This is a genomic window from Streptomyces sp. NPDC003027 (assembly GCF_053591435.1).
In genome coordinates, this window is record NZ_JBSFTU010000055.1 from 21,604 (window position 1) to 38,251 (window position 16,648).

A 16,648-nucleotide genomic window follows, 5' to 3' on the forward strand; every position below is an offset into this window, starting at 1 on the left:
CTGTGGTTCCCGGTGGCGTATGCGTTTGTCTATTCGCGGGCCTGTGCGGTCGTGCGCTGGTAGGGATGGGTCATGGCAGCAGAGGAATATGTCGGCGGCGGGCTGGGGTCTGGGCCGTGGAGACGGGTGTGACGGCGCTCGGCTTGGCGCGGGCGCTGACCGGCCTGCTGGAGGCCAGTCACACGGCGCCGTTCGAGCAGTTGCCCTGCCTTCTCGACAATGCCGCGAAGGAGGCCGGTGCGGGCGGTGCGCGGCTGTTCGTGGCGGATCTCCAGGAGGAGGTGCTGCGCGAGGTCACCGGCATCGGTCTGAGCGCCGGCAAGGGCGGCGAGGAGTACACGATCGAGGGCACACTGCCCGGCCGCACGTACCAGACGGCCGAGGTCACGGCGCCGGCCCGTGGCGGGGCGTGCTGGGTGCCGGTGCGGGACGGTGCTGAACGCCTGGGGGTCCTGCTCGTCGAGCCCGGCGACGGGGATGGGGGCAGGCCCGATGCGGAGGTCATGCGGGCGCTGGCATCGATGGCCGGGCTGCTGCTGACCTCCAAGCGGGCCAACAGCGACTCCCACGCCCGGCTGACCCGCGTCCGGCCGATGGGAATACAGGCGGAACTGCAGTGGAGCATGATGCCGCCGCGGACGTTCTCCGACCGGCGGGTCACGGTCAGCGCCTTCATGGAACCGGCCTACGAGGTAGCCGGGGACGCCTTTGAGTACGCGGTGGCCGAGGACGTCCTGCACCTGGCGGTCTTCGACGCCATGGGCCACGACACGTCTGCCGGCCTGACCGCAGCCCTGGCCATGGCCGCTTGCCGCAGCCACCGTCGTGCCGGTGCGAGCATCCCCGACGCCAGTGCGGCCATCGAGGACACCCTGGTCGAGCAGTTCGGGCACAGCCGCTACGCCACCGGCATCCTCGCGGATCTGGAGCTGGACACCGGAAAATTCAGCTGGGTCAACCGCGGACACCTGCTGCCGGTGCTGATCCGCGGCGGCCGCTGGGCAAGCACGCTTCACTGCCCGCCCGCCGGGCCGATGGGCAGCGGGTTCAACCTGCCGATCGCACAGAGCACCGAACAGCTGGAGCCCGGCGACCGGCTGCTGCTGTTCACCGACGGCATCACCGAAGCCCGCGACACCGACGGCCGCGAGTTCGGCGTGGAACGCTTCACCGACTTCATCATCCGCCACCACGCCGACAACCTCCCCCTCGACGAGACCCTGCGCCGTCTCATGCACGCCGTCATGGACTACCACCAGGGACGGCTGGAGGACGACGCCACCGTCCTCTTCTGCGAATGGCACGGCCCGCGCGCCTCGGCAGGGTGAAACAGCGACCGAACCGGAGCCACTTCACCGCCACGAGGCAGCGAAGTGGCCCCCGCCGACCAGATACGTCAATGTCACCAACGGGGCCGTCATAGCGTCCGGGCTGAAAGCGGTGGACCGCTGACCAGTCGGCTCCACGCCGCGACACGGGCGCCCGGGGCCCGCCGGTGTCCGGCGGGCGCGCGACCGTCTCAGGCCGCGGTCGGCGGGTTGGCCGCTTCAGCGCCGCGGCGGTACTCGGCGTTGACGCGCTGGGCTTCTTCGAGCTGGTCCTCGAGGACGATGATGCGACAGGCGGCCTCGATCGGGGTGCCCTGGTCGACGAGCTCCCGGGCGCGGGCTGCGATGCGCAGCTGGTAGCGGGAGTAGCGGCGGTGGCCGCCCTCGGAGCACAGCGGGGTGATGAGGCGGGCGTCCCCGAGGGCGCGGAGGAAGTTCGGTGTGGTGCCGAGCATGTCGGCGGCCCGGCCCATGGTGTAGGCGGGGTAGTCGTCGTCGTCGAGGCGGCTGATCGGGTCGTCTGCTGTCATCGCACCTCACTGCGAAACAGGTGGGGAAAGGGGTCAGAACGGGGAGGGGCCCTGGTGCCGTACGGCACCAGGGCCCCGAAGGAACTACACCATCCGCCGGCCCTGATACTGCGCCGGCCTTCTATGTCCGCGGACCCGACCGAAACGCTGTCGGGGGTGCGGGGATCGCGGTTGCTTGACCGGAGACCACCTCACCATCGATGTCCTGCGGTACCCGGGCCCAAGACTTCCGCCCGGGCGATCCTGATGGCGCTTCGTTCCTCCGTTCTTCCCTCTGGATCAAGCACTTACCGAACGGGAACTCGTACTGCTGTTACTGCGAACTGCTAGTGGCCTCTTACAGCGCCACTCTTCGGCAGCCAGCCCCGTCGCCCGTCCTGCGTTCTGCTCCGGCTTGGAACCCCACTGCCGAACCTCCCGGTGCGCGCGCCCGCAGCCGACGCCTTCACCGAGGTACCGCTCACTGAGCGTTTTCAGCGTTGCCTCTCCAGGGTGAGGATGGCCGCGGCGATGACGGTCATGCGGTTGGGGCTGCAGCGGGCCCGGCGGAGGATTCGCCAGGACTTGAGTCGTGCGATGCTTCGTTCGACTGGTGCTCGTGCCGCTGACAGGGTCCGGTTGATCGTCTGCTGGGTCGTGGTGAGGTCCTGTTCGGGAGCCGTCTGATGGGTGTGGTCACCCAGGGGCCGGCCCCGATGTAGGCGCGGTCGGCGAGGATCGGAACACCCTGGCGTTCGCAGATCCGGATGATGCGGTGGGTGCGGGCGGCGGTCAGGTCGTGAGTGCGGCCGGGCAGCGCGGGCGAGATCCACAGCAGCTTGCCGGGGGGATCGGCGACGACCTGCACGTTCACGCCGTGACGGCGGTGCTTCTGTGAGAAGTCGGCCCGGCTGTCTCCGACCCGGTCGCACTCGGCGAGGGTCCCGTCGAGCAGGACGTGTTCTGGGTCGGCTTCCCGCAGGACCCGCAGCAGGCCGGGCGCCCTTCGGGAGAGATGCTCCACAACTGCTGTGACGTAGGCGTGGGCGGTGCCGACGGATATCCCGAAGCCGGCGGCGATCTGCGCGAGCGTGTCGTGCCGGCGCAGGTAGACCAGGCCGACGAGGGCGCGCTGATGGGGGGGCAGCTTGCAGCGGCGGTCACCCTCACGAGTGACGATGAGCATGGATACCCACTCGACCAGAGCATGAGGCAGGTCGAGTGCGGCAGGATGGGGAACCAACAGGGCTCCTGTGCCGATGGGTTGAGATTTCGAACACCTCCCTCAACGACGCGGGAGTCTTGTGCGTTGCGGTCCTCATCCTGCCCTGGTCCGAGTCACTCGATCAGTGGCCACTCTGAAAGAGCTCAGTGACCCCTCGTACGTGCTGGCGAAGGGGCACTCGTCGCACTGCAGAGGCGTTCCGGAGTATCACCCCAGACTTTCTTGCACTCCTTGCAAGTCGTCGCGAATGTCTACGACATGGTTGCCGAGATCTACCACGAGCTCCTGTTCAGCGAGCTCCAGGCGGGTCTGTTCGCGAACACGCAGGAGAAGGTCGACGGGGCGTCGGCCGGCTGCGAGCGGGACTGCACTGGCCAAAATTCGACGTGTTTCTGACCGACTTCGGGACGGCGACCCGGAGTCGGTCAGCCAGGCTCTCACCACCTGCCGCCGGTTGATCGACTCCTGCGCGGACTACGCATTCCGGGCCCAGGAGGAGCCGAACTCGGGGACGGGGTCATCCTGAAGTCGGGACCGCAGCAGGTGCTCAACCGGCACCAGGCCTGCACCCACGCTCGCGGGGCATCTACAAGTAGGCGCGACCGGCTCCGTCGGACACCAGTCGATCTCTACGGCCGGTGCTCTGCGGGCACTCAGGCCGAGGTCACCGTTGATGAGGCCCGCTTCATCTTCCTACAGACCTCCATTTCCCTCGGCGAGATCCTGAGCTTGCGCGCGCCCGCGAGCGGCGAAGCCTGACAGGCGGACCGCTCCGGCCTCGGCCTGCCCGCATGGACGCAGTGGTGGCCCTCGCAGGCGAGCCTCGACGTACGCGACGCGCCCCCCAGCCTCGGTCGCTCAACGTCATGTCTGGACACGGCCGCGCTGGCCGTGCCGCTCTTCCGCCACGGCCGGCTGATGCTCCAGGGGCCAGGGGCCGCCTTCCTCGGCGTTGCCGGCGCGATCGGGCATGCCGTGCGCCGCGAGGCCGGAAGCCAGACCGCGCCCCCGGCTGGAGAGCCGGGGGCGCGGTGTCGTGATGCGGTGTGCGGTTATCGGGCGGACGAGCGGGAGCCCGTGCCGCCGGGCTTCGGCGGGGCCCAGGCGGGCTTGGCCGAGGCTTCGGACGGGTCGGGTTCGTTCATCGTGACGGCCCAGGCGTCGTCCTCGCCGACGCGCGCCTCGATCTCCTTGATCTGGCCGCTGGTGGCGAAGTACAGCACCACGACCTGGCGGGTGGAGCCTTCGTCGTAGAAGTCGGCCGTCACCTCGCCCTTGGCCGCTGCGCCGAATGCCTTGACCCAGTTGCGTGCCGTCGGCTCCGCGGTGTCGCCCTTCTCCGCGGCGAGGGCCGCCAGTGCTTCGGCGTCACCGTCGGAGAGCCGCCACACGGTCTTCTGCACCACTTCGAGGCTGCCCCGGGAGGGGTAGCCCACGACCCGCAGCGGCTCGTGGGCGGCGTAGTCGCTGCTGTACGAGAGCGACTCGTCCGAGTCCGGCGAGCAGGCCGTCAGGACCCCTCCGGCGAGTACGGCGAGCGCAGTGAGCGCGGCGCCGGCGCCGGCCGTGGCCCGCTTGGGGAGCTTGGTTCTCTTCAGCGGCATGCTCAGTTCCTCGACTTCGGGCGGAGGATGATGACCCGCTCGATGTAGTTGGCCTTGTGGCGGTACCGGTTGATGGCAGCGGCGAGGCTGGTCCGGCCCACGCCTCCGTGCTGGAGGAGCTGGACCCCGTGCCGGTTGCCGGAGACGACGGCGACGTGGTTGTACACCCGCTCCTTCTTCCACTTGAACAGCACGATGTCACCAGCCCTGGCCGTGTGCGCCTTGACGTACTGGGCGCCGCGGTAGCCGATCATGTGCCGGCGGAAGTTCTCGGCGCCGGCCCAGGTGTAGCTCTTGTTCTTCACCGTGCCGAACAGGTAGTACTGCTGCCACCAGGCACGATCGTGCTTCCGGCCGCCGCCGCGGCTCTTCATGCCGCCGCCGTAGTAGAGGGCTTTGGACACGAAGTTCGTGCAGTCCTGGCCGTACTCCCACTTGATGCCGAGGTTGCGCGAGGCCCAGTTCGCCGTGCCGGAACCGTTGACGGCCGCGCGCTTGATACGTGTGGCGGACGCGGGCGTCGCCCCCGCGGGGGCCGTCTCGACCGGGAAGCCGTCCGCGTCGAGCTCGATCGGCTCGTCGGGGACCTCGCTGATCGGGCCCTGGACCTCCTCGGCGACCTCCAGGCCGTTCTCCGCCGATGTGGACGCCGACGCCGACAGAACCGTCTCCGCCGCGGGGGCGTCGGCCTCCAGGTGGAGGATCGGCGCACCGCTGTTCGTGCTGAAGGTGAACCGCTGCTCGCGCGTGCCCTCCTCCGGCTCGGGCGTGGAGCCCCGGGTCAGTACGGCCTTCTCCTCGACGACCGCACGCAGGAACACCGTGCCGTTCTCGTCGGTGCCGACCAGCACGTCCGACAGCGTGGCGGCCGTCTGCGTGTAGCGGCTGTCGTGCCGGGCCAGCGCCTCGCGCGAGGCGATCAGGTCGGGGGCCTGGGCGCCCAGCAGGTCCTGGAACGATGCTCCCCGCGGACTTGCGGCCAGGGCGGCCGCGGCCGTCGGGTGGGCGCCCCGCAGCAGGGCTCCGCGGGCGTCCGTGTACTGCTGCACGATCTCACGGTAGACGGTCGCGCCGCCCGGTACCGCCGCGGTGGTGGTGGGCTCGGAGGTGGCGACCGGGCTCGTGCCGTGGGCGGTGCGCGCGGACACGGCGACGCGGTAGGCGGTGCCGTTCGCCAGGCCGTTCACCACGACGTGCGGGGTACGGCTGGTGAGCTTCGCGGCCTCGCTGCCGTCGTCCTTCCTCACGACCACGGTGTACTCGGGGCCCTCGGTCGCCGACCCCAGGTCCTGCGGTGCGTTCCACGTCGCCAGCAACCCGCCCTCTCCCGGGGTCGCCCGCACGTCCTGCGGTGCGCCGGGCGCGGTCGGCGCCACGTAGTCGATCACCAGCTGGGGCCGCTCGGCGGCCTTCGGCGTACGGCTGGAGTGGTACGAGACGGTCGCGTCGCGCTGCGCGGACGGCAACCGCAGGGCGACACCCTCGGACGAGCCCTGTTCCAGCCAGGACTGCACGAGCGGGGCAAGGTCCTGCGCGTCGGGGAGCGCCGGGTCCGCGAAGGGTGCGTCGTCCAGGACGCCGAGCAGACCGGTGCCGGTCTGCGGAGCGGCCCAGGGCTCGAAGAGCTGGTACGTCTCGACCGGGCGCTGCCCGCAGGCGGCCGCGCCGCCGCACTCGGCGGGGGACAGGACGAGCCGGGCGCGGGTCACGCGGGCGCCCGCGGGCACCTTGGTCAGATCCGGCTTGAGCCAGACGACCCGTTCGGCACCGGAGCCGCCGCCGAGCGTCAGCCGGGTGTCCTTCACGGCCGCGCAGCCGCCCGAGGCGCAGGCCTCGGCGCCGACGGCGACGGTGGCGTCGTCCAGGGAGGCGCCGCTGAGGACGACGGACGAGGTCTCGGGCGCCTTGGGCGCGGTTCCGGCGTCGGCGGTGAACTCCTGCTCGTACGACCAGGCCGAACACCCGGTGTCGGTGCAGGCGCGCATCGCCCAGAGGTACGTCGTCCCGTCCTTCAGGACCCCCTCGGGGACGCGGGCGGCGGCGCGCAGGCCGCTGTCAACCCACGCCTCCGGCATCTTCACGCCCGTCAGCGGCTTGCCGTCGGTGTCACGCAGCTCGAACTCGGCGCGCACCCGCCCCTGTCCGGGGCTGGAGACCACACCGGACAGCAGAGGGGTGAGGGTCTGCGTCGCGCCCGCCTCCAGTGCCTGCGGCATGTCGGGCAGCCCACCCGGCCGACGGCCGGTGACGACCGTGAAGGTGGACCAGTCGGACCAGGCGAGGTTGAAGTGCGAGCCGTCGTAGGGGCTGGTGCGGAAGCGGTACGTCCCTCCGTCCTTGAGCAGCCCGTCCGGCAGGGTCACGGCCGCGGCGCGCCCGGACTCCACGTACGGGGAGACGAGGTAGTCGCCCACGCGCTTGCCGGTCGCGGCGTCGACGACCTCGAACGTGCCGTTGACGCGGTCGCCGTCCTTGTCGGAGAACGTGTCGCGCAGCGTCGGCGTCGTGGTGTTGACCTGCCAGGTGCCTGAGGCGTCCTTCACGAACGGCGGGCCGGCCTGGCGGTTGTTGCCGGAGCGGGGCCGGAAATTGTACGTGACCGTCAGCTTCGGCGGATTGGCGGTGGCGTTCGCGGAGTTGACCCGCTTCCACTGCGCGACAGCCGTGTCGTCGGCGGCGGTCAGGGCCATGGACGATTTCGGGGCCTTCGCGGAGGCCCAGGACTGCACGAGCTGCGTGACGTCGGCGTTGATCCACCCGTCCGCGCCGCAGCCCGGGTTGCCCTTGGTCTCGGTGGAGGTCGCGTGCTTGGTGTGTGTCTTGGGGCGGTTGGTCCAGCGGCTGGAGAGGCCGGCGGGATCGGCGGACCATACCTCCCACGGCTGCGGCTTGCAGTCCGGGTTGCCCGAGTGGAAGTTCCACAGACTGAGCTTGGCGCTGCTGACCAGTGCGTCCGCGATCGGCGCCGTACCCCAGGTGATGTACGACCGGGCGGTGCGCGGCGTGCCGTCGGCGTTCTTGGTGCCCGGGTTGCCGAAGTCCAGCTCGGTGTCGGTGGACCAGTCGCGTGTCTCGCCCTGCTGGACGTACGTGTCGAAAACGTTGCTCAGGGCGGAGGTCGACGGGTCGACGGTCACCGGGTAGCGCGTCTTCGGGTCCGCCAGGAAGGCGGAGTCCGGGGAGACCACCAGGTCGACCGACGAACCCTTCTGCCGGACCTTCATGGACACCGGGACCCGGCGGGTGTGCTCGCCGGACCGCTCGTCGACGGTGGCGTCCCACATGACGGGCGCCGGCATCACGGCCCGCTGCACGCCGGTCCTGCGGTCCGTGAACAGGACGCTGCCGTCCGCCTGCTGCTGGGCCCTCAGGCCCTTGGCGCGGAGCGGGAGGGTGTAGGTGTAGTCGCCCTTGGCGGGGCGCTTCTTGATCTGCACGTACTGCTCGAAGCCGGTACGGGTCGCCTCCACGACGACGTCGGCGCCGGGCACGGCCTCTGGGTACGTGGCGCGGTTGCCGTCCAGTACGGGGCGGGGCAGGCCGCCCTTCCACTGGAGGGTCACCTGCTGCTCGCCCTCGCCCAGCGTGACGAGGTCCCGGGCGCCGGCGGTGCGCGCCTGGCCCAGGGACGCGGCCGGGCTGCCGCCCTTGCCCGCGAGGGTGAGGGAGGCGGGGTGGGCTTTGGCCGCGACGGTGCCGTCGCGGCGCTCGGTGAGGTCGGTGTCGACGGCGACCCAGGCGCCGTCGCGGTCGAAGCGGACGGGCCCGGCGGTGAGTTCGGTGGTCAGCGAACCGTCCGGCTCGGCCCAGGTGGTGGAGGTCTCGGTGCGTTCGGAGAGCGCCTCCACGCGGTGGCCGGAGCGCTTGGCCCCGGCGCGGGCGGACGGAACGTCAGGCGCGGTGCGTGGGGCGGCGGTTTCCCCCGGCGCCTGCCGCGCCGCGGCGGGCTGCGCCGCGGACGGCTGGGGCAGGGCCACGGCGTAGCCGCCCAGCATGGTCGCCGACAGGGCGACGACCGCAGCAGTGCGCGGCAGCCGCCTGGAGGATCGTCGGAGCTTCCGCTCCCCCGGAGCGGATGGAGATATGTGCATGTTGTTGTGCGCGACCTTTGGTCATGAGATCGGTTGAGGAAATGTGAGCTTAATGGGTGATTGGTGTGTCCGCGTCGACGTTTCCCGGCGAGGTGGGCGTTAGGGCCTCTTTGTGGCATTTCGGAGGGTGGTGACCATGATCACCTGTGGGGTCATATGCGGGTATCGGTTACACCGGTGCACCTGCGACATGCGGAGTGCTCCAAACAGTGGTGCGTCAGTTCGCACGGCAGGAGCGATGACAGCATGTGGCCTGCTGTGCGGTGCTTGGACGTCGCTTGACACCCATTGACCCAGCATCGGAGATCCGCAGCGTGACCAAGCTGCGGAGGCTGCGTCACGAGGATCGTGATCCATTTGGAGAAGTCGCCGGCCGCCGTCCTCCTGACGAGCGCCGCCGCGCTGGCCGCATCTGCACCCGGGGCGCAAGCTGCGCCCTTGCAGGACATTCCCGTCCTGCCCTCACAGCAACAGCCGCAGTGCACCGACATCGTTGACGAGCTCCCGATCATCTCCGGCTGACGGTCTGGGGATCTGATCGTCGAACTCACCGCACTCACGGGGACAGGTGGGCGGTGTCGTCCGACGCGGACAGCAGCATGGGGTTTCCCGGCGGACCCACCGCCGGAAACCACCACGACAGAACCGTGTCACGGCCGCTTGAGCGGCCGGCTATTCCTCCACGACGTTGTCACAGTGAGGAACCGCGGCTCTCCCCGTTCCTCGAAGCCGCGTACGGCGTCGGCCTTACCGGCCGCCACGTCAGGCGGCGCCCGCCCTTGCACCCCGGCGAGGCCTGAGCTCAGCAGTGTGTGCCGCCACTCCGGTGGCGGCGCGAGGAACACACCGGAGTGCGCGGGTCAATCGCCGCCGGAGCGTCTTGGCGCGGGTGGTCGCCAAGACTTGTCCGGCCAATCATGACGCTCGCGGGCTGAGTCGGAGGGTGTCAGGCGGTGACGATGCCGGCGATGCTGGCGAGGGCGCTTCGGAGCCGGCGGACCGCGTCTTCGGCTTCCGTGTACTGCTGGCCGGTCGGTGGGACGGCGCCGAAGGTGGGGCCGCCTTCGGCAGGCACGGCGCGCCAGTGCAGGACTGGTGTGAGGACGGTGGCAGCTGCGCCGAGGAACCAGGCCAGGCGTCCGTGGACATGGGCGAGGGCGATGGCCACAGCAGCCAGTGCTTCCCGCAGGTGTTCCAACCGGTCGACCTCTGGCAGTGCCTGCTGGGACTGCGGGGTTCCCACGACGGCGTGCAGGTCAGCGGCGGCCTTCGCCGCGACGGAACGGTCCCCGGGTGACAGGACCCACACTTGATCGCGGATCAGTCGTTCCGCTTCCTCCACCAGTTCTTCGATATCCGTCCACCGTATGTCCACGCCCGGCATCCCATGCCTGGGCTCTTCAGCGGTGCACCGCAGGCGCCCTGCCTGCGGTCGAGCCACCCTGGAGCACCGAGCGCCCCGACATGATCGGAGGGACAAGTCCTGGCGACTCTGACTACGCGGCACGTGACGCCGGAGTCGGGCGTCGTTGACCCGTACGACTCCACAGAGCCGGGCACCGGGGATGTCATGGCTGATCTCCTTGGGGCCCGTGGTGTGTCCGTCCGCATGGATCAGTCCTCTTCGGCCGCTGTGGCGATGACCCATGTGGCGGCTTCGGCGTCGGTCACGAGCAGCATCTGCCTCCGGTGGGCGCTCCCACTCCCCACGACGTGGACGCGGCTGGGGTGCGTGCCGCCCTTCGCGGGCATCGCACCCTGCTTCGCCGTGATGAGGTCGCACCGACGACCGCGTTCGCGCAACTCCCCAGGCGTGACGGCTTCAGAGGCATGCGAACCCGCATTGGGGGCAAGGGGGCGATTATGAGGCCGGGCGACCAGAACAGCGAACTCCGAACAGACGATTCCTTGCTGGAGGAGACCACGGACGCCGTGGCGGCGCAGCTGGCAACCGATACCGCGGCTGCCCTCGCCGCCCTGCGCCCCCAAGCAGCCCGTTACATCGCCGGGCAACGCCCCCTCGCCTCCGACAGTGACTGATCCCCCATCGCAGAAGCTGTTGCGTGCCTCGCTCCCACACACCCTGCCAACGACTCCAGTCGCCGCAAACGTCACCACAGTCGGTCGTCAGAAGCCCAGAACCCATGGGCGGCGGGTGCCGGGCCGGGAGCGTCGACGGACCGCATGGGGGTGACCGTCCCGGCCTTCGCGCGCCCAGGCCGGCCACCCTCTCTTCGTACGCCGACACAAGCGTCGCACTCGCGGGGGCGCCGGCCCTCAGACATCCCGCGCGGTAGCCCCCCTCCCACCGTTCGTGGGTGAACTTCGCCGCACACTGCATACACGCCGACCGCCGCGCCTCTCGCTCCGCAGCCCGGCGTCGCGGCGGTCGCCTCAAGGCCCTCATGCGCGGGAGGAAGAGCTCCAGCCCATGTGACCGGTCCGGTCCTAGGCCACAAAGACGAACAGGACGGCGGGGGAACGACAGCCGTGGCATAGCGCCTCCGCTCGTTCGGCGCCGCTGCTACTTCCTGCCATGCCACGCTTACACGGAGGGACCGGCGCCTGGCAGGACGGCTGGAAGGCCGCGCACGTGGGGAGGGGAAGGGACGGTACGACCCGCGGTCCAACCGCCCGCGGGACGACGAGGGAGGACACATCCATGGCACAGGCCCACCGACCGACCGGCACCGACTCCGGCGCCCGTTCCCCGGGAACGACCCCGGCCACGACCCCGGCCACCACGCGGAACTGGATCCTCCGGCTGGGCGCGCCGCCCGTCGCGGCGACCGCGCTGACGGCGACCGTCGCGCTCTACATGACACTGGTCGCCTTCGGGAACATCACGGACTTCGGGACCAACCAGCAGTTCGTCCAGCACGTCCTGAGCATGGACACCACGTTCAAGGACCCCGACCTGATGTGGCGGGCGGTCGAATCCCCCACCCTCCACAACGCCGCCTACGTCGCCATCATCGCCTGGGAGACACTGGCCGCGTCCGTCCTCCTCACCGCCACCTGGTTCTGGGTCACGGGGCTGCGCCGCGACGCGTACGACCGCGCCCGCGCGGCGAGCACCGTGGGCCTGGTGATGATGCTGCTGCTCTTCGGGATGGGTTTCCTCGCGATCGGCGGCGAGTGGTTCGCCATGTGGCAGTCATCCGACTGGAACGGTCTGGACGCCGCCGCCCGCAACGTCGCGCTGGCCGCCTTCACGCTCCTCCTCGTACACCTGCCCGGACTTCGCCGAGCAGGTTCAACCGAATCTCGTCCTGGAGACGGACCTTCGTGCCGAGCATGACCGCGGGCGTGTGGGTCAGGCCGATCGCCTTGAGCCCCTTGGTTCTCTGGTGGCCCGCGACCAGGGTTTACGCGGGGCGGCGCCCTCGTCGTCGACAGCGACCCAGGTGGCGGCGATCTGCTGCCAGCCGAGGTGCTGGCCGGCGGCGGTGTGGTTGCCGGCAGGACCTCGTTGGGGCGGCCGGTGTGCGTGCCCTTGCTGACGAGACGGCTCTGTACTGGCCGTTCACGGTGAGGGACAAGGCGCGCAGGACATCGTCTGGCGACGCATCGGCGGCCGCGACATCTTCGTCGTACCGTGACCGGTGCTGCGCCGGGGGCGGCGGCTCAGCATCTTCCTCTCCACATCGGCGCCTGTCCGAGTCCGTCACCGGGCCCTCCCGACGAGCAGCGGCACCAAGCCGGTGCTCTTGGCGTCCTGACGGTACAGATTCCGGCGGGCGGCATGCACGCTGCGCCGGGCTAGGCACAGTTCACCGGCTGGGACGTGGCACGTGGAGCACGGCACCGAGTACGCGCCGTGCTTGAAGCGAGCCGCGGTCGCGTGCGCCGCATCATGGGCAGCGTCGGCCGCGGGGGCCGGTATGACGGCGGACAGGAAGATCACTGGCCTTCCTCCGTGGACGTCGGGGCGGGAAGCATGCGGGGACCGGATCCTCCGCCGGGAAACGAGTGGTCGCGATCGAGCATGTATTTCCACTGCCCCGTCCTGGGGCCGCGTAGCTTGAGCCGCCGGTAATAGGCGGTGCCGAACTCCATATCCGTGGAGTCCCCCCGCTCGGTGGGCAGGGTGAGAGACAGAAGCGGGCCACGCACGCTGTCGGGGGCCTGCGGGGTGCGGGGCCCCCACACCCTGAGCTGGGCACCCTGGTGCGGGCCCTCGACGATCCGGACCTCGTGGAAGTCCCTGTCGTCGCCGGCCTGCACGGCGGATGCCTCCCGCACACCACGTGCCCAGGCGTTGACGTCAAAGGCCGTCGGCGTCGGGGAGTAGCCGAGGACGCTTCGGAACGCGGCGCGCCTCAGGTTGACCAGGCGCTGGCAAGTACCGTTCGGCGCGATGGGGGTGCCGTCCTGCTCACAGAGCTGGGCCGGCACGTTCGACGTGGTGCTCATGGAGGGGCATCTCCTTGGTGGGGCGAGGGCGGACAAGCCCTCATGTCATCTACGTCGGAGCGCCGTTCCTGTTACGGGTTCGACGTTTCCGCTGGTCGGATGCCCGCAAAGTTCGACAATGACCAAGGAAATCCGGCCGAATCCGGAGTCGTCGGGCTCGCCCATGGCGGGGTACGGGCCGCGAATGCGCTGGACATAGCCGTACGGACACGGAGCCATCACTGTGAAGGCAGGGGATGCCGTTCCGGGCCAGGGGATTCAAGCGCCCGGGAGGAAGAGGCAGAACGGGTGACCGTGAGGGTCGCGCAGGACTCGTACGTCCTTCTGAGGCTGGTACTCCTCCAGCGTCGCGCCCAGGGCGCAAGCTCGCTCTGTCTCCGCATCCAAGTCGTCGACCTGTAGGTCCACATGCGCTTGCATCTGCTGAGAGCCTGGGCGTTGTGGCCAGACTGGGGGCGTGTGGTCGGCCTCCAACTGGAAACTCAGGCTGGGGCGCTCCTGTCCCGGAGCCCGCAGTCGGACCCACTCAGGTTCCCGCTCGACTTCCTGCCAGCCCAGCAGGGCACGGTAGAAGTCAGCCAAAGCGGGTGGATCGGGAGTGCCGAGAACAAAGGCACCGAGCATCACCGTCATGCCCCCACCCTGCCCCTGAGACTCACCCCCATGCATCATGGCTGCACACAGACCGGTGCCGGTGAAGAGTGACGGGCTTCCCCGTGCGGGCCGGCGAACAGCCCTGCAATCGGCTCCTAGCCCGGCGCCCGGAGCAACAAGCGCCTGCGGAGCAGGCAACCGAGGCTGTCGCAGCTGGAGGCCCGGGGGCGCACCTGGATCTACGAGAGCAGCGCCCCGAACGGGTCCGAGCAGCGCTTCGAGGACGGCTGGTTCGCCGACGTCCGCGCGGTCGCCAGCAACCTGCTGCGCATCGCCCACACCACCGCCGGCCAACTGGCCAAAGGCCTGACGAGCGCGCGTCGCGACCAGTACATCGGTCGCGACGCGTGCTCGGCCCGCGCGACGAGGTTGTTCAGGCGGTGGTGCGGTTGCCCTGGCTTGTAGCGAGGGCGGCCTCGGTGCTGGGGTAGGCGGGCAGGAAGGTGTCCATCCCCGTGACGCTGAGCATGCGGCTCAGCCGGTCGGGGATGGTTGCCAGGGTGAGGGAGCCGCCGGCGTCCTTGGCGCAGCGCCAGATGCCGACGAGGGCTCCCAGTCCTGAGGAGTCGCAGAAGGTGACGCCCGACAGGTCGGCGACCAGGTCGGGGTGGCCGTTCGCGATGAGTTCCAGGGCGCGGGTGCGCACGGCGGGGGCGGTGGTGATGTCGAATTCGCCGGACAGTGCGATCACGGCCAGGGCGCCGTCGGTGTGCGGGACGTCGATGTGGAGTGCGTCGGTCATGGGCGTCGGTTCTCCTGCCCGACGGGGGCGTCGGCGGTCGGGGCGGCGGCGCTGTGAGCGGTGGTGGTGATGCCCGCGGGAGCGGCATCGGGTGGGGGGACGGACAGGGCCAGCAGCGCCACGTCGTCGCGTTCGGTGTCGGGGAGGGTCTCCAGGAGCGCGACGGTGTCGTCGATCAGGGCGCCGGCACTGACCGGCCCCTGGCGCTGGGCCAGGAAGTCCGTCAGTCCGGTATCGGCGAGCATGTCACCTTCGGCGGTGCGTGCCTCGGTCAGACCGTCGGTGTACAGCAGCAGTCCCTCGCCGGGTGCCAGATGCAGGGTGCGGGAGGCGAAGGCGGCTTCGGCGAACGCGCCGACCAGCATGCCGCCCGTGGCACGGACGGCCTCGACCCGTGCACCGCCGCCCTGGGTGGGGCTGAGGTGGTAGGCGGGCGGGTGGCCGCCGGTGGCCAGCGTGACCGTGAAACCGCCGTCGCGGGCGGGATCGAGCAGGCCGAAGACGGCGGTGCAGAAGCGGGTACCCACCGCCGCGTCCAGCAGCAGCGCCGTGTTCAGTGCCTTCAGCGCGGCCGTGGGGTCCGCGTCGACGAGGGCTGCGGCCCTCAGCGTGTAGCGGGTCAGTGAGGTGACCGTAGCGGCTTCGGCGCCCTTGCCGCAGACATCGCCCAGGAAGAACGCCCACCGGCCTACGCCGATGGGGAAGACGTCGTAGAAGTCGCCGCCCACTTCCTGCGGGGAGGCAGTCTTGTAGTGGCAGGCCAGCTCCAGCCCCGGTACCGCGGGGAGAGCGGGAGGCACCAGGGTGCGCTGCAGGGTGGAGGCGAACGCGGCGATGGCCGCCTTGTCCTGCTCCGCACGCTTGCGGGCTTCTTCCTCCGCCTGGCGCTTTTCTTGCTCGACCTTGCGGCGCTCCTGCTCGGCGCGCACGACGTGCAACGCCGACAGCCGCAGCTCCAGCTGGTCGCGCACCACCGCGGCCAGGTCCGCCAGCGTGGCCGAATCCGCCTCGCTGATCTCACGGGGGCGGGTGTCGAGGACGTTGACCGTGCCCAGCCGGTACCCGTCGGCGGTGATGATCGGAGCGGCGGCGTAGAACCGCACCCCCATCGGGCCGGCGACCAGCGGGTTGGAGCAGGCGACCGGATCGAGCAGGGTGTCGGGGATGACGGTGGTGTCATCGGTGAGCACCGCCGAGGCGCACAGGCCCGGATCGCGGCCGATCTCGGTGACGCCTTCCAGGCCGTGCGTGGCCTTGAACCAGATCCGGTCCTCGTCCACGATCGTCACCGTCGCCACCGGAACCTCGAACAGGCGCGCGGCCAGCGCCGCGACTCTGTCATAGGCGCCGTCCGGAGGGGTGTCGAGAATGTCGTAACGGCGCACCGCCGCCATCCGCGCCGCCTCGACCGATGCGGCCACCGGCTCGCTCGGTGCTATCGCAGGCAGACTCGCTTGCTCCGGCATAACCCTCGTCTCGCTTCTTCCCCCCCCCGGAAGGCGCCGACCAGACGGTCAGCACCCTGCGACTCTACCGAACGCGGCCCGGCGCACTTGATCGGCCGACGCGCTTCGTGGATCAACCGCCGAAGCACCGACCGCACGCCGATCGTCCTGGGGGCCCCGACGACTTCATCGGGCGCAGATCCACCCCCGCCACCCCGCTGGCTCTCCTCACACTCATGCACAGCCCGTCGCCTTCTACGTCGGCTTCAGCGGCCGGCAGGCCGCGCCGCGTTGTACGGCGATCGCCACCCGGCCCACGCGATTCCTGAGGGCCGGTCACCGCCCTCGTCTCCGCGAGCGTGCGCGCACCACCATCGCGTAGTACGACTTCTTCTTCGGGGCACAGAGGGGCCCGCCGACCCGGGATGTCGTCACCCGGCCCGGAGAGGGCCGGGGTCACCTTGCGGAGTCGATGCTGGTGTGGGGAGCGACCGCGGCGGCGGACACCGTGTCCCGGGCGCTCGCACCGTTCCCCCGCGCCCCCTGCGGGGGCGCGGGGGAGAACGCGTGGAGGGGCCCTGGTGCCGTACGGCACCAGGGCCCCGAAGGAACTACACCATCTGCCGGCCCTGAT

13 protein-coding genes and 2 pseudogenes are annotated in these 16,648 nt (G+C 70.3%); 4 read left to right on the forward strand and 11 right to left on the reverse strand.

Annotated elements, in window-relative coordinates:
* Positions 1-116: 116 nt before the first annotated feature.
* Positions 117-1,328, forward strand: a complete 1,212-nt coding sequence (locus ACWDX6_RS27790; protein ID WP_451487628.1) for a PP2C family protein-serine/threonine phosphatase — start codon at positions 117-119, stop codon at positions 1,326-1,328.
* 191 nt (positions 1,329-1,519) lie between these two features.
* On the opposite strand, the gene ACWDX6_RS27795 is transcribed toward ACWDX6_RS27790, so the two are convergent.
* Both ACWDX6_RS27795 and ACWDX6_RS27800 read right to left on the reverse strand, forming a co-directional pair.
* Positions 1,520-1,858 (reverse strand): helix-turn-helix domain-containing protein, encoded by a 339-nt coding sequence (locus tag ACWDX6_RS27795; protein ID WP_451487629.1) that lies wholly within the window; start codon positions 1,856-1,858, stop codon positions 1,520-1,522.
* Positions 1,859-2,331: 473 nt separating this feature from the next.
* A pseudogene (locus tag ACWDX6_RS27800) lies at positions 2,332-2,984 on the reverse strand (transposase family protein).
* Between the two features lie 336 nt (positions 2,985-3,320).
* Here ACWDX6_RS27800 and ACWDX6_RS27805 point away from each other — a divergent pair.
* Positions 3,321-3,458, forward strand: coding sequence for a hypothetical protein (locus ACWDX6_RS27805; RefSeq protein WP_451487630.1), 138 nt, complete (start codon positions 3,321-3,323; stop codon positions 3,456-3,458).
* A 656-nt stretch (positions 3,459-4,114) separates the two neighbouring features.
* Here ACWDX6_RS27805 and ACWDX6_RS27810 read toward each other — a convergent pair.
* From ACWDX6_RS27810 to ACWDX6_RS27820, 3 genes and pseudogenes are all read right to left on the reverse strand, one after another.
* On the reverse strand, positions 4,115-4,666 hold the full coding sequence (locus tag ACWDX6_RS27810) for a hypothetical protein (protein WP_451487631.1): 552 nt from the start codon (positions 4,664-4,666) through the stop codon (positions 4,115-4,117).
* A gap of 2 nt (positions 4,667-4,668) precedes the next feature.
* Positions 4,669-6,882: an amidase domain-containing protein gene (locus ACWDX6_RS27815; RefSeq protein ID WP_451487639.1), complete on the reverse strand. Its 2,214-nt coding sequence runs from the start codon at positions 6,880-6,882 to the stop codon at positions 4,669-4,671.
* A gap of 27 nt (positions 6,883-6,909) precedes the next feature.
* Positions 6,910-8,673 (reverse strand): annotated as a pseudogene (locus ACWDX6_RS27820) (DNRLRE domain-containing protein); the annotation flags it as partial.
* A gap of 432 nt (positions 8,674-9,105) precedes the next feature.
* On the opposite strand from ACWDX6_RS27820, the gene ACWDX6_RS27825 reads away from it, so the two are divergent.
* On the forward strand, positions 9,106-9,279 hold the full coding sequence (locus tag ACWDX6_RS27825; RefSeq protein ID WP_451487632.1) for a hypothetical protein: 174 nt from the start codon (positions 9,106-9,108) through the stop codon (positions 9,277-9,279).
* Between the two features lie 424 nt (positions 9,280-9,703).
* On the opposite strand, the gene ACWDX6_RS27830 is transcribed toward ACWDX6_RS27825, so the two are convergent.
* Positions 9,704-10,132 (reverse strand): hypothetical protein, encoded by a 429-nt coding sequence (locus ACWDX6_RS27830; protein ID WP_451487633.1) that lies wholly within the window; start codon positions 10,130-10,132, stop codon positions 9,704-9,706.
* A gap of 1,287 nt (positions 10,133-11,419) precedes the next feature.
* On the opposite strand from ACWDX6_RS27830, the gene ACWDX6_RS27835 reads away from it, so the two are divergent.
* Positions 11,420-12,058 carry a DUF2165 domain-containing protein gene (locus ACWDX6_RS27835; protein ID WP_451487634.1) on the forward strand — a complete coding sequence of 213 codons (639 nt, stop codon included), beginning with the start codon at positions 11,420-11,422 and terminating at the stop codon, positions 12,056-12,058.
* 366 nt (positions 12,059-12,424) lie between these two features.
* Here ACWDX6_RS27835 and ACWDX6_RS27840 read toward each other — a convergent pair whose 3' ends face one another.
* From ACWDX6_RS27840 to ACWDX6_RS27860, 5 genes are all read right to left on the reverse strand, one after another.
* Positions 12,425-12,757, reverse strand: a complete 333-nt coding sequence (locus ACWDX6_RS27840) for a zinc finger domain-containing protein (protein ID WP_451487635.1) — start codon at positions 12,755-12,757, stop codon at positions 12,425-12,427.
* Complete coding sequence (locus ACWDX6_RS27845; protein WP_451487641.1) at positions 12,661-13,173, reverse strand: hypothetical protein; 513 nt, start codon at positions 13,171-13,173, stop codon at positions 12,661-12,663. Before ACWDX6_RS27845 ends, ACWDX6_RS27840 begins: the two co-directional genes overlap by 97 nt.
* A 258-nt stretch (positions 13,174-13,431) precedes the next feature.
* Positions 13,432-13,806: a VOC family protein gene (locus tag ACWDX6_RS27850; RefSeq protein WP_451487636.1), complete on the reverse strand. Its 375-nt coding sequence runs from the start codon at positions 13,804-13,806 to the stop codon at positions 13,432-13,434.
* Positions 13,807-14,200: 394 nt separating this feature from the next.
* On the reverse strand, positions 14,201-14,569 hold the full coding sequence (locus tag ACWDX6_RS27855; RefSeq protein WP_451487637.1) for an STAS domain-containing protein: 369 nt from the start codon (positions 14,567-14,569) through the stop codon (positions 14,201-14,203).
* Entirely contained in the window at positions 14,566-15,990 is a 1,425-nt protein-coding gene (locus ACWDX6_RS27860; protein WP_451487638.1) for a PP2C family protein-serine/threonine phosphatase, read from the reverse strand. The genes ACWDX6_RS27855 and ACWDX6_RS27860 overlap by 4 nt, the downstream gene beginning before the upstream one ends.
* Positions 15,991-16,648: the final 658 nt, after the last annotated feature.

Excerpts from the sequence above, each read along its gene's own strand:
- ACWDX6_RS27795 (WP_451487629.1), bottom strand. The coding sequence starts at position 1,858 with ATGACAGCAGACGACCCGATCAGCCGCCTCGACGACGACGACTACCCC.
- ACWDX6_RS27805 (WP_451487630.1), top strand. The coding sequence starts at position 3,321 with ATGGTTGCCGAGATCTACCACGAGCTCCTGTTCAGCGAGCTCCAGGCG.
- ACWDX6_RS27810 (WP_451487631.1), bottom strand. The coding sequence starts at position 4,666 with ATGCCGCTGAAGAGAACCAAGCTCCCCAAGCGGGCCACGGCCGGCGCC.
- ACWDX6_RS27815 (WP_451487639.1), bottom strand. The coding sequence starts at position 6,882 with ATGCCGCAGGCACTGGAGGCGGGCGCGACGCAGACCCTCACCCCTCTG.
- ACWDX6_RS27835 (WP_451487634.1), top strand. The coding sequence starts at position 11,420 with ATGGCACAGGCCCACCGACCGACCGGCACCGACTCCGGCGCCCGTTCC.
- ACWDX6_RS27845 (WP_451487641.1), bottom strand. The coding sequence starts at position 13,173 with ATGAGCACCACGTCGAACGTGCCGGCCCAGCTCTGTGAGCAGGACGGC.
- ACWDX6_RS27850 (WP_451487636.1), bottom strand. The coding sequence starts at position 13,806 with ATGACGGTGATGCTCGGTGCCTTTGTTCTCGGCACTCCCGATCCACCC.
- ACWDX6_RS27855 (WP_451487637.1), bottom strand. The coding sequence starts at position 14,569 with ATGACCGACGCACTCCACATCGACGTCCCGCACACCGACGGCGCCCTG.